The 24764-nt window shown below is 60.0% G+C and carries 18 protein-coding genes, 1 pseudogene and 1 riboswitch; of the genes and pseudogenes, 14 read left to right on the forward strand and 5 right to left on the reverse strand.

The window, feature by feature from the left end; translation table 11 throughout:
* Positions 1-94: 94 nt before the first annotated feature.
* From leuA to leuD, 4 genes are read left to right on the forward strand one after another with little or no spacing between them, the layout of a single operon-like run.
* Positions 95-1666, forward strand: a complete 1572-nt coding sequence (gene leuA, locus BJP61_RS17900; protein ID WP_038864884.1) for a 2-isopropylmalate synthase — start codon at positions 95-97, stop codon at positions 1664-1666.
* Complete coding sequence (gene leuB, locus BJP61_RS17905; RefSeq protein ID WP_053531581.1) at positions 1666-2757, forward strand: 3-isopropylmalate dehydrogenase; 1092 nt, start codon at positions 1666-1668, stop codon at positions 2755-2757. Before leuA ends, leuB begins: the two co-directional genes overlap by 1 nt.
* 2 nt (positions 2758-2759) lie before the next feature.
* Positions 2760-4160: a 3-isopropylmalate dehydratase large subunit gene (gene leuC, locus BJP61_RS17910; RefSeq protein WP_038864905.1), complete on the forward strand. Its 1401-nt coding sequence runs from the start codon at positions 2760-2762 to the stop codon at positions 4158-4160.
* Positions 4161-4170: 10 nt separating this feature from the next.
* The gene (gene leuD / locus BJP61_RS17915) at positions 4171-4776 is read left to right on the forward strand and encodes a 3-isopropylmalate dehydratase small subunit (protein WP_161579981.1); all 606 of its coding nucleotides are present in this window, start codon (positions 4171-4173) and stop codon (positions 4774-4776) included.
* Positions 4777-4915: 139 nt separating this feature from the next.
* Here the strand turns inward: leuD and BJP61_RS17920 are convergent, their stop codons facing one another.
* Complete coding sequence (locus tag BJP61_RS17920; protein WP_038864909.1) at positions 4916-6094, reverse strand: sugar efflux transporter; 1179 nt, start codon at positions 6092-6094, stop codon at positions 4916-4918.
* A 119-nt stretch (positions 6095-6213) separates the two neighbouring features.
* A complete protein-coding gene (gene sgrT / locus BJP61_RS17925) occupies positions 6214-6378 on the reverse strand; it encodes a glucose uptake inhibitor SgrT (RefSeq protein WP_071603734.1) in 165 nt (54 codons plus the stop codon).
* A gap of 86 nt (positions 6379-6464) precedes the next feature.
* Here sgrT and sgrR point away from each other — a divergent pair, with 86 nt between their 5' ends.
* The 4 genes from sgrR to thiQ all read left to right on the forward strand — a co-directional run bounded on the left by sgrR (position 6465) and on the right by thiQ (position 11553).
* Positions 6465-8129, forward strand: coding sequence for an HTH-type transcriptional regulator SgrR (gene sgrR, locus BJP61_RS17930; protein ID WP_038864911.1), 1665 nt, complete (start codon positions 6465-6467; stop codon positions 8127-8129).
* Between the two features lie 35 nt (positions 8130-8164).
* Positions 8165-8266, forward strand: a riboswitch (TPP riboswitch).
* A 32-nt stretch (positions 8267-8298) separates the two neighbouring features.
* Positions 8299-9282, forward strand: a complete 984-nt coding sequence (gene thiB / locus BJP61_RS17935) for a thiamine ABC transporter substrate binding subunit (RefSeq protein WP_171998897.1) — start codon at positions 8299-8301, stop codon at positions 9280-9282.
* A complete protein-coding gene (thiP, locus tag BJP61_RS17940) occupies positions 9258-10868 on the forward strand; it encodes a thiamine/thiamine pyrophosphate ABC transporter permease ThiP (RefSeq protein WP_171998899.1) in 1611 nt (536 codons plus the stop codon). The genes thiB and thiP overlap by 25 nt, the downstream gene beginning before the upstream one ends.
* A complete protein-coding gene (gene thiQ, locus BJP61_RS17945; RefSeq protein WP_171998901.1) occupies positions 10852-11553 on the forward strand; it encodes a thiamine ABC transporter ATP-binding protein ThiQ in 702 nt (233 codons plus the stop codon). Before thiP ends, thiQ begins: the two co-directional genes overlap by 17 nt.
* Here the strand turns inward: thiQ and BJP61_RS17950 are convergent.
* Positions 11547-12317, reverse strand: a complete 771-nt coding sequence (locus tag BJP61_RS17950; protein ID WP_171998903.1) for a DedA family protein — start codon at positions 12315-12317, stop codon at positions 11547-11549. The genes thiQ and BJP61_RS17950 overlap by 7 nt on opposite strands.
* Positions 12318-12434: 117 nt before the next feature.
* Positions 12435-13280 (reverse strand): arabinose operon transcriptional regulator AraC, encoded by an 846-nt coding sequence (araC, locus tag BJP61_RS17955; RefSeq protein WP_144420909.1) that lies wholly within the window; start codon positions 13278-13280, stop codon positions 12435-12437.
* A gap of 339 nt (positions 13281-13619) precedes the next feature.
* On the opposite strand from araC, the gene araB reads away from it, so the two are divergent.
* From araB to rluA, 6 genes and pseudogenes are all read left to right on the forward strand, one after another.
* Positions 13620-15332 carry a ribulokinase gene (gene araB / locus BJP61_RS17960; protein ID WP_171998905.1) on the forward strand — a complete coding sequence of 571 codons (1713 nt, stop codon included), beginning with the start codon at positions 13620-13622 and terminating at the stop codon, positions 15330-15332.
* 10 nt (positions 15333-15342) lie between these two features.
* Complete coding sequence (gene araA, locus BJP61_RS17965; protein WP_038864926.1) at positions 15343-16845, forward strand: L-arabinose isomerase; 1503 nt, start codon at positions 15343-15345, stop codon at positions 16843-16845.
* Between the two features lie 83 nt (positions 16846-16928).
* A complete protein-coding gene (araD, locus tag BJP61_RS17970) occupies positions 16929-17624 on the forward strand; it encodes an L-ribulose-5-phosphate 4-epimerase (RefSeq protein WP_038864928.1) in 696 nt (231 codons plus the stop codon).
* 132 nt (positions 17625-17756) lie between these two features.
* Positions 17757-20116: pseudogene (gene polB, locus BJP61_RS17975) on the forward strand (DNA polymerase II).
* Positions 20117-20249: 133 nt separating this feature from the next.
* Positions 20250-23156: an RNA polymerase-associated protein RapA gene (gene rapA / locus BJP61_RS17980; RefSeq protein ID WP_171998907.1), complete on the forward strand. Its 2907-nt coding sequence runs from the start codon at positions 20250-20252 to the stop codon at positions 23154-23156.
* Between the two features lie 12 nt (positions 23157-23168).
* On the forward strand, positions 23169-23825 hold the full coding sequence (rluA, locus tag BJP61_RS17985; RefSeq protein WP_038864934.1) for a bifunctional tRNA pseudouridine(32) synthase/23S rRNA pseudouridine(746) synthase RluA: 657 nt from the start codon (positions 23169-23171) through the stop codon (positions 23823-23825).
* A gap of 84 nt (positions 23826-23909) precedes the next feature.
* On the opposite strand, the gene djlA is transcribed toward rluA, so the two are convergent.
* Positions 23910-24728 carry a co-chaperone DjlA gene (djlA, locus tag BJP61_RS17990; RefSeq protein WP_038864936.1) on the reverse strand — a complete coding sequence of 273 codons (819 nt, stop codon included), beginning with the start codon at positions 24726-24728 and terminating at the stop codon, positions 23910-23912.
* Positions 24729-24764 lie beyond the last annotated feature (36 nt).

Raw genomic sequence — 24764 nt, forward strand, 5'->3', positions numbered from 1 at the left:
TGAGTCAGGTCATCAGAAATACGAAAACCCGCGCCGCTGCGCGGGTTTTTTTATGCTCACGCAAGGCGCCTCAGGACAAATAAGGACACCAACCATGAGCCAGCAAGTCATTATTTTTGATACCACGTTGCGTGACGGTGAGCAGGCGCTGCAGGCGAGCCTGAGCGTAAAGGAAAAGCTGCAAATCGCGCTGGCGCTTGAGCGTATGCGTGTCGATGTTATGGAAGTCGGGTTTCCGGTCTCCTCGCCAGGCGATTTCGAGTCGGTACAGACGATTGCCCGCCAGGTGAAAAACAGCCGCGTCTGCGCGCTGGCCCGCTGCGTGGAAAAAGATATCGACGTGGCGGCGGAATCCCTGAAAGTGGCCGAGGCGTTTCGTATTCACACCTTTATCGCCACCTCGCCTATGCATATCGCCACCAAGCTGCGTAGCACGCTGGACGAGGTTATCGAACGCGCCGTCTATATGGTCAAACGCGCCCGTAACTATACCGATGATGTCGAGTTCTCCTGCGAAGACGCTGGTCGCACCCCGATCGAGGATCTGGCGCGCGTCGTGGAAGCCGCCATCAACGCGGGCGCCACCACTATTAATATCCCGGACACCGTCGGCTACACCCTGCCTTTCGAATTCAGCAACATCATCACCGGCCTGTATGAGCGCGTACCCAATATCGACAAAGCCATTATCTCCGTGCATACCCATGACGATCTGGGCATGGCCGTCGGCAACGCCATGGCCGCCGTCCACGCGGGCGCGCGTCAGGTTGAAGGCACGCTGAACGGTATTGGCGAGCGTGCGGGCAACTGCGCGCTGGAAGAAGTCATTATGGCTATCAAGCTGCGCCAGAATCTGCTCAACGTCCACACTACGATTAACCATCAGGAGATCTGGCGCACCAGCCAGACCGTCAGCCAGATCTGCAATATGCCGATCCCGGCGAACAAAGCGGTGGTCGGCGCCGGTGCGTTTGCCCACTCCTCCGGCATCCATCAGGACGGCGTGCTGAAAAACCGCGAAAACTACGAAATCATGACGCCGGAATCCATCGGCCTGAATCAGGTGCAATTGAACCTCACGTCCCGCTCCGGCCGCGCCGCCGTGAAGCACCGTATGGAGGAGATGGGTTACCAGGAAAGCGACTACAACCTGGATAACCTGTACGACGCTTTCCTGAAGCTGGCGGACAAAAAAGGCCAAGTATTTGATTACGATCTGGAAGCGCTGGCCTTTATCAATAAACAGCAGGAAGAGCCGGAGCATTTCCGTCTGGAATACTTCAGCGTGCAGTCCGGCTCCAGCGCGATGGCGACCGCGTCCGTCAAGCTCGCCTGCGGCGAGGAAGTGAAAGCCGAAGCCGCCAACGGTAACGGCCCGGTTGACGCGGTCTACCAGGCCATCAACCGCATTACCGATTACGACATTGAACTGGTGAAATACCAGTTAGGCGCGAAAGGCCACGGCAAAAACGCGCTGGGCCAGGTAGATATCGTAGTCAGCTATAACGGCCGCCACTTCCACGGCGTGGGCCTGACCACCGATATCGTCGAGTCCTCCGCCCGCGCGATGATTAACGTGCTGAACAATATCTGGCGCGCCGGCGAAGTCGAGAAAGAGTTGCAACGCAAAGCACAGAATAAAGAACACAACCAGGAAACCGTGTGATGTCTAAAAATTATCATATTGCAGTTTTGCCGGGCGACGGTATTGGCCCGGAAGTGATGGCGCAAGCCCTGAAAGTACTGGATGCAGTTCGTGGCCGTTTTGATATGCGTATCACCACCAGCCACTATGACGTCGGCGGCATCGCCATCGATCGCCACGGCAACCCGCTGCCGCAGGCGACGGTAGAAGGCTGCGAACAGGCCGACGCCATTCTGTTCGGCTCAGTCGGCGGCCCGAAGTGGGAAAATCTGCCCCCGGCGCAGCAGCCGGAGCGCGGCGCGCTGCTGCCGCTGCGTAAACACTTCAAGCTGTTCAGCAACCTGCGCCCGGCGAAGCTCTACCCGGGCCTGGAAGAATTCTGCCCGCTGCGCGCCGATATCGCCGCCAACGGCTTTGACATCCTCTGCGTGCGCGAGCTGACTGGCGGCATCTACTTCGGCCAGCCGAAAGGCCGTGAAGGCAGCGGCATGCATGAAAAAGCGTTCGACACCGAGGTTTATCACCGTTTTGAAATTGAACGCATTGCACGCATCGCCTTTGAGTCCGCGCGCAAGCGCCGCAATAAAGTGACCTCAATTGATAAAGCGAACGTGTTGCAAACGTCCTTGCTGTGGCGCGAAATCGTCAATGAAATCGCCAAAGAGTATCCGGATGTCGAGCTGTCGCACATGTATATCGACAACGCCACCATGCAGCTGATTAAAGATCCGTCGCAATTCGATGTGCTGCTCTGCTCCAACCTGTTCGGCGATATTCTCTCTGACGAGTGCGCGATGATCACAGGCTCGATGGGTATGCTGCCTTCCGCCAGCCTTAACGAGCAGGGCTTCGGCCTGTACGAGCCCGCAGGCGGCTCCGCGCCGGATATCGCCGGTAAAAATATTGCTAATCCGATTGCCCAGATCCTGTCGCTCTCGCTGCTGCTGCGCTATAGCCTGGAAGCCGATGACGCGGCGACGGCTATCGAACACGCCATTAACCGCGCGCTGGAAGAAGGCGTGCGTACCGGCGACCTGGCCCGCGGCGGTCAGGCTGTCAGCACCGATGAAATGGGCGATATCATCGCCCGCTATGTGGCCGAAGGGGTGTAATCATGGCAAAGACCTTATATCAAAAGCTGTTTGACGCTCACGTGGTGTATGAAGCGCCAAACGAAACGCCGCTGCTCTACATCGACCGCCATCTGGTGCATGAAGTGACCTCTCCGCAGGCGTTCGATGGCCTGCGCGCGCATGGCCGCCCGGTGCGCCAGCCGCGTAAAACTTTCGCGACGATGGATCACAACGTCTCCACCCAGACGAAAGACATCAACGCCTCCGGCGAAATGGCTCGCATCCAGATGCAGGAGCTTATCAAGAACTGCAACGAGTTCGGCGTCGAGCTCTATGATCTGAACCACCCGTATCAGGGCATCGTGCATGTGATGGGGCCGGAACAGGGCATCACTCTGCCAGGCATGACCATCGTCTGCGGCGATTCACATACCGCCACTCACGGCGCATTCGGCGCGCTGGCGTTCGGTATCGGCACCTCGGAAGTGGAGCATGTGCTGGCGACGCAGACGCTCAAACAGGGCCGCGCGAAGACCATGAAAATTGAAGTCAACGGCACGGCCGCGCCTGGTATCACCGCGAAAGACATCGTGCTTGCGATCATCGGTAAAACCGGCAGTGCGGGCGGCACCGGCTATGTGGTGGAATTCTGCGGCGACGCTATCCGCGCGCTGAGCATGGAAGGCCGCATGACGCTGTGCAATATGGCGATTGAAATGGGCGCCAAAGCGGGCCTGGTGGCACCGGATGAGACCACATTCAACTATGTGAAAGGCCGTCTGCATGCGCCGAAGGGCCAGGATTTTGCGGATGCCGTGGAATACTGGAAGACGCTGAAAACCGACGACGGCGCGCAGTTTGACGCCGTAGTGACGCTGAATGCCGAAGATATCGCGCCGCAGGTGACCTGGGGCACCAACCCAGGCCAGGTGATTTCTGTGACCGACGCCATTCCCGATCCGGCGTCATTCGCCGATCCGGTTGAGCGCGCCTCTGCCGAGAAAGCGCTGGCCTATATGGGCCTGAAAGCAGGCGTGCCGCTGACCGACGTGGCTATCGATAAAGTGTTTATCGGCTCCTGCACCAACTCGCGCATTGAAGATTTACGCGCGGCGGCGGAAATCGCCAAAGGCCGCAAAGTGGCGCCGGGCGTCCAGGCGCTGGTGGTGCCAGGCTCCGGGCCGGTAAAAGCGCAGGCCGAAGCCGAAGGGCTGGATAAGATCTTCATCGAGGCGGGCTTTGAGTGGCGCCTGCCCGGCTGCTCTATGTGCCTTGCGATGAACAATGACCGCCTGAATCCGGGCGAGCGCTGCGCCTCCACCAGCAACCGTAACTTTGAAGGCCGTCAGGGCCGCGGCGGACGCACCCACCTGGTCAGCCCGGCAATGGCCGCTGCCGCCGCCGTTACCGGCCGTTTCGCCGATATCCGTAGCCTGAAATAAGGGGAACACCATGGCAGAGAAATTTACCCAACACACCGGTCTGGTGGTTCCGCTGGATGCGGCGAACGTGGATACCGACGCGATTATCCCGAAGCAATTCCTGCAAAAAGTCACCCGCACCGGCTTTGGCGCACACCTGTTTAACGACTGGCGCTTTCTGGACGACAAAGGCGAGGTGCCGAACCCGGAGTTCGTTCTGAATTTCCCGGAATACAAAGGGGCATCAATTTTACTGGCGCGCGAGAACTTCGGCTGCGGCTCGTCGCGCGAGCACGCGCCGTGGGCGCTCACCGATTACGGTTTTAAAGTGGTGATTGCGCCGAGCTTCGCTGACATCTTTTACGGCAACAGCTTTAACAACCAGCTGCTGCCGGTGACGCTCAGCGATGAAGAGGTGGACGAAATGTTCGCGCTGGTCAAAGCCAGTCCAGGCATTCGCTTTGAAGTGGATCTGGACGCACAGGTGGTGAAAGCGGGCGAGAAGTCTTATCACTTCGACATTGACGCGTTTCGACGTCACTGCATGATGAACGGGCTGGACAGCATTGGGCTGACGCTGCAGCACGACGCTGCCATCGCCGCGTATGAGAAAAAACAGCCCGCGTTTATGGGCTGAGTTTTACAGCTTTTGCAGTGGCCCTGCGGGTACGCGCGGCTTACCCGCCATCAAACCAACCGCACCCGCTATAAAAAAGGTGGGTGCGCCACGCTTACCCACCCTGGATATCGCCCCCTTTACCCGGGCGTCATCCGCTTTAAACGTCTTTCACCCGGCTCGTCAGCCACAGCGCTAACACTGACACCCCGGCAATCACATAATAGACAGCATAATGCCCGAAGGTCTCCACCAGCGCTCCCTGCACAACGCCTGCGAGGATAACGCCGGTCGAAATGCTGTTGGTAAATAGCGTGGTCGCCGAGCCCGCTCGCCCCGGCATAAGATCCTGAAACCAGATCATGCCGATCCCGGCGACAATCCCGATAAACACCGCGTTAAACAGCTGTAACCCCAGTAGCGCCTCGCGGCTGTGAAAGAGATTCAGCCCCGCGTAGAACACCACGCCCGCCCCCACCGCCAGCAGCATCATCGGTTTTTTACCGAATCGCTTCACGTAAAAACCGGCCAGCAGCATCGCCGGGATCTCAAGCCCCGCCGCAGTGCCCATCAGCACGCCCGCGAGGCTTTCCGGCAGCGCTAAATCCTGGCTCACCCACAGCGGCATATCGATGATATACATTGTGTTGCAGGCCCACATCAGCACAGAAGCGATAAACAGCATCCGCACGTTTTTATCTTTCCAGCCGCTCACCTGCGTCAGCGCCACATCGGCGGGTTGCTCAATACGCGCTACCGACGGCAATGCGAAGAAGATAATCGTCAGGCTCAGGATGAAGATTCCAGCGGCAATCAAAAACATGGTGGTAAAGCCGAAACTCAGCGCCAGCATGAACGACAGCGGCGGCCCGATAACCCAGGCGAGCGACAGCTGGGCGCGCATCACCGAGCTGAACATCACCGCCTCGCGGGCCGAGTTATCGGCATATTCACGCGCGAGAGCAAACAGCTGCGGCATGGCGGTATTCGCGAGCGACGCCAGCAACACGCCTGCGGTAATCAGCGTCAGGTAGTGGCGGTTAAAGGCGAACAGCACACAGTTTGCCACGGCCATTACGCAGCAAAAGAGGATAAGTTTACGTCGGTCGCCCCGGCTGTCGGAGCGCTTCGCCAGTAACAGGCTTACCGCAATCCCGGCGATGGCGTTAACGGTATAAAACAGCCCCACCCAGAACGGCGGCGCGCCGACTTCACGGCTCAGAAACAGGCTCAGCGTCGGCGCCTGTAGCGCCCCCGCCACGCCCATCATAAAAGCGACAATCATAAAGGCGAGATAGACCAGATTGAGACGTCTTGCAGGCGTGAGGAACCACAACATCGGGCGCATCCTTTCGTTTAAGGCGGGCGGAAAAGTGTTCATCATAGACGAAAAAAGCCAGCAGTAGCACACTGCTGGCGGGTGAAAAGCACCAATACTCAGTTACACGTGATGTCTGCTTAACGGCGCTTAAACGTCACCGGGAAAGTCGTCTCCCACTGCATCACATCATTCAGCATCCGTTGCGGCGTCTGACAACTCAGGCGGGCCAGCCATGAGCCAGAAAGACGTTTTGTTGCACTGAAATACCGTTGGTAAAACCTGCCCGTTGCTGACGTTTTCATAAGCACCTCCGCTTTCATCGAAGAGAAGTATTGCCGTAATATAGGGAATATTAAATTGATGAGTTTCCCGCAGGAGTTCCCCTTTTATGCCTTCAGGTCGTCTGCAACAGCAATTCATCCGCCTGTGGCAATGCTGCGACGGCAAGCCCCAGGAAACCACGCTCAATGAACTGGCGGATCTGCTGAACTGTTCGCGTCGCCATATGCGGACGTTGCTGAACGCGATGCAGGCGCGCGGCTGGCTGACCTGGGACGCCGAAGCCGGGCGCGGCAAGCGTTCACGGCTGCGTTTTCTCTATACCGGGCTCGCGCTTCAGCAGCAGCGGGCGGAAGATCTGCTTGAGCAGGACCGGATCGATCAGCTGGTGCAGATCGTTGGCGACAAATCCGCCGTGCGTCAGATGCTGCTCTCGCATCTTGGCCGTAGCTTCCGTCAGGGGCGTCATATCCTGCGCGTGCTCTACTACCGCCCGCTGCAAAACCTGCTGCCCGGCAGCGCGCTGCGCCGCTCAGAGACCCATATCGCCCGGCAAATCTTTAGCGGGCTGACGCGCATAAACGAGGAAAACGGGGAACTGGAAGCGGATATTGCTCATCACTGGCAGCGTATTTCCCCTTTTCACTGGCGTTTTTTTCTGCGCCCCGGCATTCATTTTCATCATGGCCGCGAACTCGACATGCTCGATGTCATCAGCTCGCTGCAACGCATCTGCGCCCTGCCGCTTTACGCGCATCTCCGTCAGATAGTCTCCCCTACCGCCTGGACGCTTGATATTCACCTGAGCGAGCCGGATGACTGGCTGCCGTGGCTACTCGGCAGCGTACCGGCGATGATCCTTCCACGCGAATGGCCGGATCTGCCGAAATTCGCCAGTCAGCCGGTCGGTACCGGCCCCTACGCGGTGGTACGCAATAATAGTACGCAGCTGAAAATCCACGCCTTCGACGACTATTTCGGCTACCGGGCGCTTATTGACGAAGTGAATTTTTGGGTACTGCCTGAAATCGGCGAAGAGTTAAGCTGCGCCGTTCAGCTTGAGGGCCCGACACGTGAGCCGGAAGAAAAAGCCGTCGAAAGCCGTCTCGAAGAGGGCTGCTACTACCTGCTGTTTGATTCCCGCTCGCGCGTCGGCGCGATGCCGCAGGTACGGCGCTGGGTAAGCCATCTGTTCACGCCCGCGCGCCTGCTGCATCGCGCCGCGCCGCAATATCAGCGCATCTGGTTCCCGGCCTACGGCCTGCTGCCGCGCTGGCACCACGCGCCGCAAATTCTGGAGGCGCAAAAGCCCGCCGGGCTGGAGCGCCTGACGCTCACGTTTTATGGCGATCACATCGAGAATCGGATAATCGGCGCGCTGCTGCGCGATATTCTGGCGCAGGAACAGGTTGAGCTGGAGCTGCGTGAAGTGAGCTACGAGGAGTGGTATCAGGGAGAGATAACCAGCGATCTGTGGCTGAACAGCGCCAATTTCACGCTGCCGCTTGATTTCTCGCTGTTCGCGCAGCTGTGCGAAGTGCCGCTCATCCAGCGCTGTATCCCGCTCGACTGGCAGGGCGACGCGCAGCGCTGGCGCACCGGCGCGCTCAATCTGCCGCAGTGGTGCCAGACAATGCTGGAGCGGCAAGACATATTACCGCTTATCCACCACTGGCTGATGCTACAGGGCCAGCGCAGCATGCGCGGCGTACGGATGAATACGCTCGGCTGGTTTGATTTTAAATCCGCCTGGTTTGCGCCGCCCGAGCCGTAACCCTTTCGCAACATTACGCAAATCATTACAATGGACCGTTCTCAACGGGGTGCCGCCGGAAAACCGGCGCGCTGAGATAATACCCGTCGAACCTGATCCGGATAACGCCGGCGAAGGGATTTGAGGCTACCGCTCAAAATCCTTTGCCCCCATTTGATAAAGGTGCAAAGTGTTAAAAAAACTGCTTCCGCTGCTGGCGCTGGTCGCCGTCCCGGTTTTCGCCAAACCCGTACTGACCGTCTACACCTACGATTCCTTCTCCTCCGAATGGGGCCCTGGCCCGAAAATCAAAACCGCTTTTGAAGCCGAGTGCGGCTGTGAGCTGAAATACGTGGCGCTGGAAGATGGCGTCTCGCTGCTCAACCGCCTGCGCATGGAAGGCAAGAACAGCAAAGCTGATGTGGTGCTGGGGCTCGACAACAACCTGCTCCAGGCTGCCACCGCGACCGGGCTGTTTGCGAAAAGCGGCGTTCCGGCCGGTGACGTCAACATCCCGGGCGGCTGGAACAACGACACCTTCGTGCCGTTCGACTACGGCTGGTTCGCCTTTGTCTATGACAAAAACAAGCTGAAAAACCCGCCGAAAAGCCTGAAAGAGCTGGTGGAAAGCGATCAGAAATGGCGCGTTATTTATGAAGATCCGCGTACCAGCACGCCGGGGCTTGGCCTGCTGCTCTGGATGCAGAAAGTCTACGGCGACAAGGCACCGGACGCGTGGCAGAAACTCGCGGCGAAAACCGTCACCGTCACGAAGGGCTGGAGCGAAGCCTATGGCCTGTTTCTGAAAGGCGAAGGCGATCTGGTACTGAGCTACACCACCTCGCCGGCCTACCACATTATCGAAGAGAAAAAAGATAATTACGCCGCCGCGAATTTCAGCGAAGGCCACTATTTGCAGGTGGAAGTCGCCGGGCGCACCGCCGCCAGCAAACAGCCGGAACTGGCGGAAAAATTCCTTAAATTTATGGTTTCACCGGGTTTCCAGAATGCGATCCCGACCGGCAACTGGATGTATCCGGTCGCGGGTGTCGCGCTGCCGGAGGGCTTCAACGCGCTGACGAAACCGCACACTTCATTGCAATTCACCGCTGAGGATGTGGCCGCGCAGCGCGCCCAATGGACGAGCGAATGGCAACGCGCCGTGAGCCGCTAACACCGGGCTGGCTCTGGCCGGGCCTCATCGCCGCTCTGCTGATGGCGGCGGTGGCGCTGGCGGCCTTCGCGGCGCTGTGGGTGCACGCGCCGCACACCGATGCCCGCGCCCTGCTGAACGACAGCTACCTGTGGCATGTGGTGCGCTTCTCCTTCTGGCAGGCATTTCTCTCGGCCCTGATCTCCGTGGTGCCCGCCATTCCTCTTGCCCGCGCCCTCTATCGCCGTCGCTTTCCGGGGCGGCGAACCCTGCTGCGCCTGTGCGCCATGACGCTTATCCTGCCCGTGCTGGTGGCGATTTTCGGCCTGCTCAGCGTTTACGGGCGCAGCGGCTGGCTGGCCGCGCTCTGCGCGGCGCTTGGCATCGAATGGTCTTTTTCGCCCTACGGCCTGCAGGGCATTCTGCTGGCGCACCTCTTTTTTAATATGCCGATGGCGACCCGCCTGCTGTACCAGACCCTGACGCAGATCCCCGGCGAACAGCGCCAGCTGGCCGCCCAGCTTGGCATGCGCGGCTGGGATTTTTTCCGGCTGGTGGAGTGGCCCTGGCTGCGCCGCCAGATCCCGCCGGTGGCGGCGCTGATTTTTATGCTCTGCTTCGCAAGCTTCGCCACGGTACTGGCGCTCGGCGGCGGGCCGCAGGCCACTACCATTGAGCTCGCCATCTACCAGGCATTGAGTTACGACTATGACCCGGGACGCGCGGCGCTGCTCGCGATTCTCCAGATGGGCTGCTGCCTGTCGCTGATCCTGCTGAGCCAGCGTCTTAGTAAAGCGATCCCGGTGGGCGCGACGCTGGTGCGCGGCTGGCGCAACCCGGAAGATTCGTGGCGCAGCAAACTGACCGACGCGCTATTAATTACCGCCGCGCTGCTGCTGTTGCTGCCGCCGCTGCTGGCGGTGCTGGTGGATGGCTTACGCGGCGACATGGGGCACGCGCTGGCCGACCCGGCGCTGTGGCGCGCGCTCTGGACATCGCTGCGCATCGCGCTTTGCGCGGGCCTGCTGTGCGTCATCCTGACCATGATGCTGCTCTGGAGCACCCGCGAGCTTTACCTGCGACACCGCCGTCTCGCCGGGCAGAGCCTGGAGCTTTGCGGCGTGCTGATCCTCGCCATGCCGGGCATCGTGCTGGCGACCGGTTTTTTCCTGCTGCTAAACGCCACTGTCGGGTTGCCAGCGCGCGCCGACGCGATAGTGATTTTCACCAACGCGCTGATGGCTATCCCCTACGCCCTGAAAGTGCTGGATAACCCGATGCGCGATATCGCCGCGCGTTATGGCGCGCTCTGCGCGTCGCTTGAGATACGTGGGCTGAACCGGCTGCGGCTGGTAGAGGCGCGCGCGTTGCGCGTACCGCTCGCGCAGGCGATGGCCTTCGCCTGCGTGCTGTCGATTGGCGATTTCGGCGTGGTGGCCCTGTTCGGTAATGAGGATTTCCGCACGCTGCCCTTTTATCTCTATCAGCAGATCGGCGCTTATCGCAGCGACGCAGGCGCGGTGACGGCGTTGCTGCTGCTGCTGCTCTGTTTTCTGTTGTTCACCTTGATTGAAAAACTTCCGGGGCGCCATGCTGACACTGACTGATCTCACCTGGCTGTATCACCATCTGCCGATGCGCTTTACGCTTGACGTCCGCGAGGCCGAGCGGATAGCGGTGCTGGGGCCAAGCGGCGCGGGTAAAAGCACGCTACTCAATCTGATGGCAGGGTTTCTCGCTCCCGCGAGCGGCACGCTGCGCCTCGCGGGCGAAGATCATACCCATACGCCGCCGTCACAACGCCCGGTGTCGATGCTGTTTCAGGAAAACAATCTGTTTAACCATCTGACGGTGCGCCAGAACATCAGCCTCGGGCTCTCGCCCGGCCTGCGGCTGGACGCGCAGCAGAAGCGTCAGGTGGAAGAGATGGCCGGTAAAATGGCGATTGGCGACCTGCTGGAGCGGCTGCCCACGGCGCTCTCCGGCGGTCAGCGCCAGCGGGCCGCGCTGGCGCGCTGCCTGGTACGCCAGCGCCCCATATTGCTGCTCGACGAGCCGTTTTCCGCGCTCGATCCGGCGCTACGTCAGGAGATGCTGACGCTGCTTAAGCACCTCTGCGTAGAAGAAGGTACGACGCTTTTAATGGTATCGCACAGCGTGGAAGACGCGGCGCGCATCGCGCCACGCAGTCTGGTGGTCGTGGAAGGCCGCATCGTCTGGGACGGCCCCACCGCGCAGTTGCTGAGCGGCGAGGCCAGCGCATCGGCGCTGCTCGGCATCACGCCTCACTGAGCGCCGGTCACCACTTTCCAGAGAATAGCGCGGTAGACAGGCATCAGTGGATGGCTCTGGATAGCAAACAGCGCCGCTCCCGCCGCCACCGCCACGCCGGGCGCCAGCCAGTGCAGACGCGCGCGCGGCAGGTAGCGCGTAAGGCGGTCTTCGGTTTTGCCGCTGCGCCACCAGCGCCAGAGCAGCCACGCCGCCAGCCACACCAGCAGCGCCACTCCGCCTAACAGCCATTTAAACGCGCCGCTTTTCATCTCTGGCGGGATATCGATGGCGGCGCCCGCCAGAATGCCCGGCAGAAAGTAGAACGGCGGCCAGAGCAGGCAGCCGAGGATATTCGGCGGCAGGAATTTACGCACCGGCAGGTCAAGCATGCCCGCCACCATCGGCACCAGTGGGCGAGTCGGCCCGACGAATCGTCCGACGAGAATGGTAAACAGGCTGTGCTGATGCAGCGCGTGTTCGGTTTTATCGAGCAGCGCCTTATGCTTTTTCAGGAAAGACCAGCGGTGAAGGGGCTTTTTAAAGCGCCAGCCGAGCCAGAAAGAGATCCAGTCGCCGAGCAGGCAGCCGATAATCCCCGCCGCCCAGGCTTCGTAGAAATTCACCTCGCCGCTGCCAATCAGCGCGCCGAGCGCGGCCATCAACACGGTGCCGGGCAGCAGCAGCCCGACCAGCGCCAGAGACTCAAGGAACGCTACCAGCGTAATGGCAATCAGCGAATACGCCACTGACTGAGTGATAAAGTGTTCCAGCAAAGCTTCCATAACGCATCCGGTAAAGTGACGAAGAGAGGATTCTTCCTGAGCGCCATGTCCTGCGTCAAGACATCCTTCTTTAACCATACTTTACTTTACCAGGCATGACACAACGCCCGCCCTGCCTTACTCACATCCGGCGCGGAATTCGCTCGGGCTCGCCCCGGTACATTTTTTAAAGACGCGCGAGAAATAGAGCTGATCTTCAAAGCCAACATTGCGCCCGACGCTCGCAATCGGCATACGTGTGGTGCTGAGCAGCAGCTTCGCCTGGCTGATGCGCTGATCCTCGCGCCAGCTCAGCACGCTGACGCCCAGTTGCTGGCGGAACAGATGCGACAGCCGCGACGGCGACAGACAGACGTGCTGCGCCACGCTTGCGATATCAAAATGGCTGTCGGCCAGATGATCGCTGATGTACTGGCAGGCGTCGCGCACACGGCTGTCGAGCGGCGCCTTCAGCGATTCGCTGATAGCCTCGACGCGGCGCAGCAGCAATTGTTCCAGCAGGTTGATAGCCAGCAGCTCGGCATAGCGCCCCGGCCCCTGTGCGGCGTCGATGATCGCCTGAAACAGCGCCGAGAACTGCTCGTGATGCGCTTCATCCGGGCGATAAAACCCGGTCTGGCCGAAAATCGCCGGCCAGTTCAGCCATTCATGCCAGTAGGCGCGCGGGCGAAAGTAGACCCACTGGTGATACCACTCTTTCGCCTCCGGGCTGCGGCCATAGTGATGCACTTCGCCAGGCGGGAACAGCAGCATATCGCCGGGGCGGCAGAGATATTCCTTACCCTGATTTTTCACCACGCCTTCGCCGCGCACCGTCAGGTTGAGAATAAAGCCTTTCATGCCGAGCGGCCGGTCGATAAAGAAATCGAGATAGCTTTCGGACTCAATCGGCGTCAGTCCGGCCACCAGGTGGGCGTTGAACGAGTAACCGGGCAGCAGAGGATCGTTTTGCGTTTCAGCCATTTTCACGGCGCTCCGAAGCGAGAGTGAAGAAACCATTTGTCCATATCGTCATTTTAGCCGGAACCGGCAGGTACGGGGGCGCGCTTCAGGGCGACGCCCGCAGCTTAAGCCCGCTTTATTACAGAAAATAACCTGTATTGCCGTCGCTGTCAGGCTTTTTAATACATAACCGAAGTGTCTATAAGCGCGGCAGAAATGTCCACATCGAATATTTGCGTGGCGTCACAAATTCTCGCTTCACAGCATTTTTATCCATAAGTTCAGCGGATCCACCCTGACCCTTTTGACGGGGTAAAACTAATGTTCTCTCCATGTTTGTTTATCGCATGGAGTATGAAGATGGCTATTGCGCTGGGACTCGATTTTGGCAGCGACTCGGTTCGGGCTTTGGCGGTGGATTGCGCCACCGGCGCCGAACTTGCCACAAGCGTTGAGTGGTATCCACGCTGGCAGGAGGGGCGCTATTGCGACGCGGCCCGCAACCAGTTCCGCCATCACCCGCGGGATTACATTGAATCAATGGAAGCGGCGCTGAAAACCGTGCTGGCGGAACTCTCGCCACAACAGCGCGCCGCCGTGGTGGGCATCGGCGTAGACAGTACCGGCTCGACCCCTGCCCCCATTGACGCCAGCGGCAACGTGCTGGCGCTCAACCCTGAATTTGCCGACAACCCCAACGCGATGTTTGTGCTCTGGAAAGATCACACCTCGGTGGAAGAAGCGGAAGAAATTACCCGCCTGTGCCATACGCCGGGCAAAGCGGATTACTCGCGCTACATCGGCGGTATTTACTCCAGCGAATGGTTCTGGGCCAAAATTCTGCATGTGACGCGTCAGGACCGGGCGGTCGCGCAGGCCGCCGCCTCGTGGATTGAGCTGTGCGACTGGGTGCCCGCCTTACTCTCCGGCACCACGCGTCCGGCGGATATTCGCCGCGGCCGCTGCAGCGCCGGCCATAAATCGCTGTGGCACGAGAGCTGGGGCGGTCTGCCGCCGGCGAGCTTCTTCGATGAGCTCGACCCGTTGATTAACCAGCATCTCGACTATCCGATGTTTACCGACACCTTCACCGCCGACATCCCGGTGGGCAACCTCTGCGCCGACTGGGCGCAGCGCCTCGGCCTGCCGGAAAGCGTGGTTATCTCCGGCGGCGCGTTTGACTGCCATATGGGCGCAGTGGGCGCAGGCGCTCAGCCGAACACGCTGGTGAAAGTTATCGGCACCTCCACCTGCGACATTCTGGTGGCGGAAAAAGCGGACGTCGGCGAACGCGCCGTGAAAGGCATTTGCGGTCAGGTAGATGGCAGCGTCGTGCCGGATTTCATCGGGCTGGAAGCAGGCCAGTCGGCGTTCGGCGATATGTATGCCTGGTTTGGCCGCCTGCTCGGCTGGCCGCTCGACAAACTGGCGCAGCAACATCCGGAACTGAAACCGCAGATCGACGCGAGCAAAAAACAGCTGCTGCCTGAACTGACCGAAGCCTGGGCGAAAAATCCGTCGCTCGATCATCTGCCGGTGATCCTTGACTGGTTCAATGGCCGCCGCACGCCGTTCGCCAACCAGCGCCTGAAAGGCGTTATCACCGATCTCAACCTCGCCACCGACGCGCCGCTGCTGTTCGGCGGGCTGATTGCCGCCACCGCCTTCGGCGCGCGCGCCATTCAGGAGTGCTTTATCGACCAGGGGATCGCCGTGAACAACGTGATGGCGCTCGGCGGCATCGCCCGTAAAAACCCGGTGATCATGCAGGTCTGCTGCGACGTGCTAAACCGCCCGCTGCAAATCATCGCCTCCGATCAGTGCTGTGCGCTGGGCGCGGCCATCTTCGCCGCCGTCGCCGCAGGCGCGCATGCCGACATTCCGCAGGCGCAGCAGGCGATGGCAAGCCAGATTGAGAGCACGCTACAGCCGCAGCCAGAGCGTGCCGCACGCTTCGAACAACTCTATCGCCGCTTCCAGCAATGGTCGCAAAGCGCGGAACAACACTATCTCCCTTCAGCCGCCACCCCGCAGTCTGCCGAGCGCGCAGACCAGGCGGCCCTGACACATTAAGGACACGATGATGACAATTTTCGATCAATATGAAGTGTGGTTTGTGATTGGCAGCCAGCACCTTTACGGCCCTGAAACGCTGCGTCAGGTGAATCAGCACGCCGAACAGGTGGTGAATGCGCTGAACGCCGAAGCGAAACTGCCATGCAAGCTGGTGTTAAAGCCGCTCGGCACCACACCGGACGAAATCACCGCCATCTGTCGTGACGCTAACTATGACGATAAATGCGCAGGCCTGGTGGTGTGGCTGCACACCTTCTCGCCAGCCAAGATGTGGATCAACGGCCTCTCCATCCTCAACAAACCGCTGCTGCAATTCCATACCCAGTTCAACGCGCAGATCCCGTGGGGCAGCATCGACATGGACTTTATGAACCTGAACCAGACCGCCCACGGCGGCCGCGAGTTCGGCTTCATCGGCGCGCGTATGCGTCTGCAACACAGCGTCGTGACCGGCCACTGGCAGGATAAACAGTCTCAGGGGCGTCTTGGCGCGTGGATGCGTCAGGCGGTGTCGAAACAGGACACCCGCCATCTGAAAGTGGCGCGTTTTGGCGACAACATGCGTGAAGTCGCGGTGACCGAAGGGGATAAAGTCGCGGCGCAGATCAAGTTCGGCTTCTCGGTGAACACCTGGGGCGTGGGTGACCTGGTGGCTATCGTTAACGACGTCAGCGAAGGCGATATCAACGCACTGGTGGATGAATATGAAAGCAGCTACCGCCTGACTGCCGCCGCACAGATCAACGGTGATAAACGCCAGAACGTTATCGACGCGGCGCGCATCGAGCTTGGCATGAAGCGCTTCCTGGAGGACGGTGGTTTCCACGCTTTTACCACCACGTTTGAAGATCTGCATGGCCTGAAGCAACTGCCGGGCCTCGCGGTTCAGCGCCTGATGCAGCAGGGCTATGGCTTTGCGGGCGAAGGCGACTGGAAAACCGCCGCGCTGCTGCGCATCATGAAAGTGATGTCCGCTGGCCTTGAAGGCGGCACCTCCTTTATGGAGGACTACACCTACAACTTCGAGAACGGCAACGACATGGTGCTGGGCTCTCACATGCTGGAAGTCTGCCCGACCATCGCCACGCCGGAAAAACCGATCCTCGACGTGCAGTACCTTGGCATCGGCGGCAAAGCCGATCCGGCGCGCCTGATCTTCTCCACCACCACCGGCCCGGCGGTGAACGCGAGCCTTATCGATCTGGGCGATCGCTTCCGTCTGCTGGTGAACTGCGTCGACGCGGTGGAAACGCCGCACGCCCTGCCTAAGCTGCCGGTCGCCAACGCGCTGTGGAAAGCCCAGCCGGATCTGCCGACCGCCTCAGAAGCCTGGATCCTCGCCGGCGGCGCGCACCACACCGTCTTCAGCCAGGCGCTGACGCTCGACGACATGCGCCTGTTCGCCGAAATGCACGACCTTGAACTTGCCGTTATCGACAACGACACCCGCCTGCCCGCCTTTAAAGACGCGCTGCGCTGGAATGAAGTCTATTACGGCCTCAAACGTTAACGCACTGCTGCCCGGCGGCGCTCGTTGACCGGCCTGTGATATCGCAGGCCGCACACGACGCGCCCTCCGGCATGGAGACGACAATGTTAGAAGAACTCAAGCGTCAGGTACTGGAAGCCAATCTGGCGCTGCCAAAGCACAATCTGGTGACGCTGACGTGGGGTAACGTCAGCGCCGTCGACCGCGAGCGCGGCGTGTTTGTTATCAAACCCTCCGGCGTCGATTACACCGTGATGACCGCCGAGGATATGGTGGTGGTCAGTATTGAGACCGGCGAAGTTGTCGAAGGCACCAAAAAGCCCTCTTCCGATACCCCGACTCACCGGCTGCTCTATCAACAGTTCCCATCCATCGGCGGCATCGTGCATACCCATTCGCGCCACGCCACCATCTGGGCGCAGGCGGGCTTGCCGATCCCGGCGACCGGCACCACGCATGCCGACTACTTCTACGGCGAGATCCCCTGCACCCGTAAAATGACGGATGAAGAGATCAATGGCGCGTATGAATGGGAAACCGGCGTGGTGATAGCCGAAACCTTCCGCGAACAGGATATTGACCCGGCCCAGATGCCCGGCGTGCTGGTGCACTCCCACGGGCCTTTCGCCTGGGGCAAAGATGCGGTCGACGCGGTGCATAACGCGATCGTGCTGGAAGAGGTCGCCTATATGGGCATCTTCTGTCGCCAGCTCGCGCCCGAACTGCCCGCGATGCAGCAGACGTTGCTGGATAAACATTACCTGCGTAAACACGGCGCGAAAGCGTATTACGGGCAGTAGCACCGTTCCCACAGGCGCAGCGCTGGTCGGCCCTGCGTCGCCCGTCGGGCAACGGCACAACTGTATAAAACCCCAGCAAAACACCGCCAGCCAGGCTATAATCATGCCTGGTTTTTTACGTGAGTACGCAGCGTGTCTGAAGCGCATCAGGGGTTTATTTTAAGCCGTCACTGGCGGGATACACCGCAGGGAACGGAGATTGAGTTCTGGCTGGCGACGGACACCGGGCCTCTGCGGGTTTGCCTGCCGCCGCAAGAGTCGGTGGCGTTTATTCCTGAGGCCGAGCGTCCTCGCGCCGAAAGCCTGCTGGCGCACGAGAACGACGCACGCTTCGCCTCGCTCGTCCTGAAAGATTTTCAGCGTCAGCCGGTATGCGGCCTCTATTGCCGCTCGCACCGTCAGCTGATGCGTCTTGATAAGCTGCTGCGCGAAAACGGCGTGACGGTCTACGAGGCGGATATCCGCCCGCCGGAGCGCTTTCTGATGGAGCGCTTTATCACCGCCCCCGTGTGGGTCAGCGGCGAGCGTCAGGGCGATCGGCTCATCAACGCGCGCCTCAAGCCCAATCCGCTCTATCGCCCGCCCTTAAATGGGTGTCGCTGGATATCGAAACCACCCGCCACGGCGAGCTTTACTGTATCGGCCTTGAAGGCTGCGGCTCCCGCGTGGTGTACATGCTCGGGCCGGAGAACGGCGACGCCCGCGGCCTCGATTTTGAGCTGGAATATGTCGCAAGCCGCCCGCAGCTGATTGAAAAACTGAACGCCTGGTTTGCAAGGCACGATCCGGATGTGCTGATTGGCTGGAATGTCATTCAGTTCGATCTGCGTATGCTGCAAAAACATGCCGAGCGCTACGGCGTGCCGCTGCGACTCGGGCGCGGCGGCACCGATCTGGAGTGGCGTGAACATGGTTTTAAAAATGGCGTCTTTTTCGCGCAGGCCCCCGGGCGGCTGATTATCGACGGCATCGAAGCGCTCAAATCCGCCTTCTGGAATTTCTCGTCGTTTTCGCTGGAGGCGGTATCGCAGGAGCTGCTTGGCGAAGGCAAAGCCATCGACAACCCGTGGCAGCGCATGGATGAGATTGATCGCCGTTTCGCCGAAAACAAACCCGCGCTCGCTACCTATAACCTGAAAGACTGCGAGCTGGTGACGCGCATTTTCCATAAAACGGAGATCATGCCGTTCCTGCTGGAGCGCGCCACGGTCAACGGCCTGCCAGTCGACCGGCACGGCGGCTCGGTGGCGGCGTTCAGCCACCTCTATTTTCCGCGTATGCACCGCGCGGGTTTTGTCGCGCCGAATCTCGGCGCGGTGCCGTCCCAGGCAAGCCCCGGCGGCTATGTGATGGATTCGCAGCCCGGCCTGTATGACTCAGTGCTGGTGCTGGATTACAAAAGCCTTTATCCGTCGATTATTCGCACCTTTTTAATCGACCCGGTCGGCCTGGTGGAAGGACTCCGCGCGCCGGATCAGACAAAGAGCGTGGAAGGCTTTATCGGCGCCTGGTTTTCACGCGAAACGCACTGCCTGCCGGAGATCGTCACGCAGATCTGGCAGGGGCGCGAAGAGGCCAAACGGCTTGGCAATAAACCGCTTTCCCAGGCGCTGAAAATCATAATGAACGCGTTTTACGGTGTACTTGGCACCAGCGCGTGCCGCTTCTTCGACCCGCGCCTCGCGTCCTCTATTACCATGCGTGGCCATGAAATCATGCGTCAGACCAAAGCGCTTATCGAAGCGCAGGGCTACACGGTGATTTACGGCGACACTGACTCCACCTTCGTCTGGCTGAAAAGCCCGCACAGCGAAGCGGAAGCCGCGCGCATAGGTCAACGGCTGGTGACGCACGTCAACGCGTGGTGGAAACAGCATCTGCAGGAGAGCATGGGGCTTGAGAGCGCGCTGGAGCTGGAGTTTGAGACCCACTTCTGTCGTTTTCTGATGCCGACGATCCGCGGCGCGGAGATGGGCAGCAAGAAGCGCTACGCGGGCCTGATTCAGGAAGGCGAGAGCCAGCGTATGGTGTTTAAGGGGCTGGAGACGGTGCGTACCGACTGGACGCCGCTCGCCCAGCAGTTTCAGCAGGATCTCTACCTGCGGATTTTCCGCCGCGAGCCCTATCAGGATTACATTCGCGACACCATCGCCCGGCTGATGGCGGGCGAACTGGATGACAGACTGGTGTATCGCAAGCGCCTGCGCCGCCCGCTCAGCGAATATCAGCGCAACGTGCCGCCGCATGTTCGCGCAGCAAGGCTCGCCGATGAGCATAACGCGCGCCTCGGGCGTCCGGCGCAGTACCAGAACCGCGGCACTATTAAGTATGTCTGGACGGTAAACGGCCCGGAGCCGGTGGATTATCAGCAGGGCGCGCTCGACTACGATCACTATTTAACGAAGCAGTTACAGCCCGTCGCGGATGGGATCTTACCGTTCATGGAAGATGACTTTGCTACACTGATGACAGGGCAGATGGGGCTTTTTTGACACGTGACGAACGTCCTGGCATCCAGTACCATAGCGCCCTTTTCACATCACCCTGATTGCGACCCCCCGCCTGCGCGCAGGCGGGAGTCATACTATTGCCTGCAAATCTGATAAGAGAATAGAGCCGATATATATGCCTTTTACACTTGGTCAACGCTGGATCAGCGATACGGAAAGCGAACTGGGACTGGGCACCGTAGTGGCGATCGACGCCCGCATGGTGACGCTGCTTTTCCCGGCTACCGGTGAAAATCGTCTGTATGCCCGAAATGACTCCCCGGTCACCCGCGTCATGTTCAACCCGGGCGATACCGTGACCAGCCACGAAGGCTGGCAGTTGAAAGTGGATGAAGTAAAGGAAGAAAACGGCTTACTTATTTATATCGGCACCCGTCTGGATACGCTTGAGGAAAATGTCACGCTGCGTGAAGTGTTCCTCGACAGCAAATTGGTGTTCAGCAAACCGCAGGACCGCCTGTTCGCCGGTCAGATTGACCGCATGGACCGTTTCGCCCTGCGCTTTCGCGCCCGCAAATACCAGAGCGAACAGTACCGGATGCCGTGGAGCGGCCTGCGCGGCCAGCGTACTAACCTTATCCCCCACCAGTTGAATATCGCAAACGACGTGGGTCGCCGCCATGCGCCGCGCGTCCTGCTGGCGGACGAGGTAGGTCTCGGTAAAACCATCGAAGCCGGGATGATCATTCACCAGCAGTTGCTCGCGGGCGCCGCTGAGCGCGTACTGATTGTCGTGCCGGAAACGCTCCAGCACCAGTGGCTGGTGGAGATGCTGCGCCGCTTCAACCTGCGGTTCTCCCTGTTTGACGACGAGCGCTATACCGAAGCCCAGCACGAGTCCGACAACCCCTTTGAAACCGAACAGCTGGTCATATGCTCGCTGGATTTCGTGCGCCGCAACAAGCAGCGCCTTGAGCACTTGTGCGATGCCGAGTGGGATCTGCTGGTGGTGGACGAAGCGCACCATCTGGTCTGGAGCGAAGACGCGCCGAGCCGCGAGTATCAGGCCATTGAACAGCTGGCCGAACGCGTGGCGGGCGTGCTGCTGCTGACCGCGACGCCGGAACAGCTCGGTATGGAGAGCCACTTCGCGCGCCTGCGCCTGCTGGACCCGAGCCGTTTCCACGATTTCGGGCAGTTTGTCGAAGAACAGCAGAACTATCGCCCGGTGGCGGACGCCGTCGCGCTGCTGCTGGCGGGGACGCATCTGAACGATGAACAGCTCAACGCCTTGAGCGAGCTTATCGGTGAGCAGGATATCGAGCCGCTGCTGCAAACCGCCAACAGTGACCGCGATGGCGCCGAGGCGGCGCGTCAGGAACTGGTGTCTATGCTGATGGACCGCCACGGCACCAGCCGCGTGTTGTTCCGCAACACCCGCAACGGCGTGAAAGGCTTCCCGCAGCGCGAGCTGCACACCATTAAGCTGCCGCTGCCGACCCAGTATCAGACCGCCATTAAAGTTTCTGGCATCATGGGCGCGCGTAAATCTGCCGAAGAACGCGCCCGCGATATGCTCTACCCGGAGCAGATTTATCAGGAATTTGAAGGCGACAGCGGCACCTGGTGGAACTTCGACCCGCGCGTGGAGTGGCTAATGGGCTACCTCACCAGCCATCGCTCGCAAAAAGTGCTGGTGATCTGCGCCAAAGCGGCCACCGCGCTGCAGCTGGAGCAGGTGCTGCGCGAGCGCGAAGGCATCCGCGCCGCCGTGTTCCATGAAGGCATGTCGATTATCGAGCGCGACCGCGCGGCGGCCTGGTTTGCCGAAGAAGATACCGGCGCGCAGGTACTGCTGTGCTCGGAAATTGGCTCCGAAGGCCGTAACTTCCAGTTCGCCAGCCAGCTGGTCATGTTCGACCTGCCGTTCAACCCCGATCTGCTGGAGCAGCGTATCGGCCGTCTGGACCGTATCGGCCAGGCGCACGATATCCAGATCCACGTGCCGTATCTCGAAAAAACCGCGCAGTCGGTGCTGGTGCGCTGGTATCACGAAGGCCTGGACGCGTTTGAGCATACCTGCCCGACCGGCCGCGCCATTTACGACAGCGTTTATGAACGGCTTATTGGTTATCTGGCCGCGCCGGAAAACACTGACGGCTTCGACGACCTCATTCAGGCGTGCCGCAAGCAGCACGATGAGCTGAAAGCGCAGCTCGAACAGGGCCGCGACCGCCTGCTGGAGATCCACTCCAATGGCGGCGAAAAAGCTCAGCAACTGGCTGACGCCATCGCCGAACAGGATGACGACACGGGTCTGGTGAACTTCGCCATGAACCTCTTCGACATCGTGGGCATTAACCAGGACGACCGCGGCGAGCATATGATTGTGCTGACCCCTTCCGATCATATGCTGGTGCCGGATTTCCCGGGCCTGCCGGAGGATGGCTGCACCATTACCTTTAACCGCGACGTGGCGTTGTCTCGCGAAGACGCGCAGTTCATCACCTGGGAGCATCCGCTTATCCGCAATGGCCTGGATCTGATCCTCTCCGGCGATACCGGCAGTTGCACCATTTCGCTGCTGAAGAACAAGGCGCTGCCGGTCGGCACACTGCTGCTGGAGCTGATTTATGTCGTGGAAGCCAAAGCGCCGAAGCAGTTGCAGCTTAACCGCTTCCTGCCGCCGACGCCGGTGCGCATGCTGCTCGATAAAAACGGCAATAACCTGGCAGGCCAGGTGGAGTTTGAAAGTTTTAACCGTCAACTGAGCGCCGTTAACCGCCATACCGGCAGCAAGCTGGTGAATGCGGTACAGCAAGAGGTGCATGCGATAATCCAGGGCGGTGAAGCGCGGGTAGAAAAAGCGGCGCGCGAACTTATCGACGCGGCGCGCCAGGAAGCCGATGACAAACTTTCCGCCGAGCTTTCCCGTCTCGAAGCGCTGCGCGCCGTGAACCCGAACATTCGCGACGACGAACTGGCGGCGATTGAAACTAACCGCCAGCAGGTGCTGGAGAATCTTAACCAGGCGAGCTGGCGACTGGATGCGCTGCGTCTCATCGTGGTGACTCACCAGTAACCGGAGCGAAACATGCTGGACGCCTACAACCCGCCGCAGGAGCCCTGGCTGCTCATCCTTTATCAGGATGAGCACATCATGGTGGTGAATAAACCCAGCGGTCTGCTCTCCGTGCCAGGCCGGCTCGATGAGCATAAAGACAGCGTGATGACCCGTATCCAGCGCGATTTCCCGAACGCGGAGTCGGTACATCGCCTGGATATGGCCACCAGCGGGGTGATTGCGGTCGCGCTGACCAAAGCCGCGGAGCGTGAACTTAAGCGCCAGTTTCGCGAGCGCGAGCCGAAAAAGCAGTATGTGGCGCGAGTCTGGGGCCACCCGGAGAAGGCGGAAGGGGTTGTGGATTTGCCGCTGATTTGCGACTGGCCGAACCGGCCGAAGCAAAAGGTCTGTTTCGAAACCGGTAAAGCGGCGCAAACCGAGTATGAGGTGCTGGAATACGCGGACGACAATACCGCCCGCGTGCTGCTAAAGCCGATTACGGGACGCTCGCATCAGCTGCGCGTGCATATGATGGCGCTTGGTCATCCGATCCTCGGCGATAAGTTTTATGCTACGCCGCAGGCGCTCGCGCTTGCGCCACGGCTGCTTCTGCACGCCGAGCAGCTCACCATCACCCACCCGGCTTACGGCTCGCCGATGACGTTCCGGGCACCTGCGGATTTTTAAGCCGCTCGTTATATAATTAAAGAAAAAGAGACGCCATAGCGTCTCTTTTTTTATGGCACAACGGTTGCAGAGCGTTATGCAGCCTTAACGAAACCCTTTCGCCGTTTTAATCAGATCGTAGGCTTTCTGAATTTCCTGCGCCTTCTGCTGCGCCATTTGCATCATCTGCGGCGGCAGCCCTTTGGCGACCAGCTTGTCAGGGTGATGCTCGCTCATCAGCTTGCGGTAAGCGCGCTTGATGGTCGTGGCGTCGTCAGTCGTTTTCACGCCCAGCACGTTGCAGGCATCTTCCAGCGTCGGCGCGCGCTGAGCCTGTTGCGCCTCGCCGCTGCCGTTGTGCCAGGAGTGCTGACCGCCGCCGAACTGCGCGCCGCCCTGCATCATACGCAGGAACTGATCGAACTGAATGCGGGAAATGCCCAGTTCTTCGCCAATCACATACAGCACGTCGCGCTCTTTCGGGTGCAGCGAGCCGTCTGCGAACGCGGTCTGGATCTGAATTTCCAGAAACATCCGAATCAGATCGAAGCGACCAAAACAGACGCTGCGCAGCTGACGCATTTTCTCACGCAGCGGATAACCATGCTCCTTGCCGACGCGAAACGCGTTGCGGGCCGCGTCTCGCGACGCCCCGTGCAGGTTCATGCGGTCCATAAACTGCGTCGCCACCTGAATATCGGCTTCAGTGACACGACCTTTCGATTTGGTCAGATGCCCCATCACCTCAAACGTGGTGGCGAAGAAGAGCGACTGGCGTTCCTGCTGGCTGGTGAACCAGACGGTACGACGGCTGCGCGCTTTGTCTATCATATGCCCGATAACCAGGCCGAGGATGACGCCCCAGACTCCACCGCCGACCAGCAGCCCGGTGAGCCCTCCAACCAGTTTTCCCCAATACTGCATATACTCCCCAAATCGTCATGCCGTCAGCCAGAAATT

This window comes from Cronobacter sp. JZ38 (assembly GCF_008932145.1).
Taxonomy (GTDB): domain Bacteria; phylum Pseudomonadota; class Gammaproteobacteria; order Enterobacterales; family Enterobacteriaceae; genus Cronobacter; species Cronobacter muytjensii.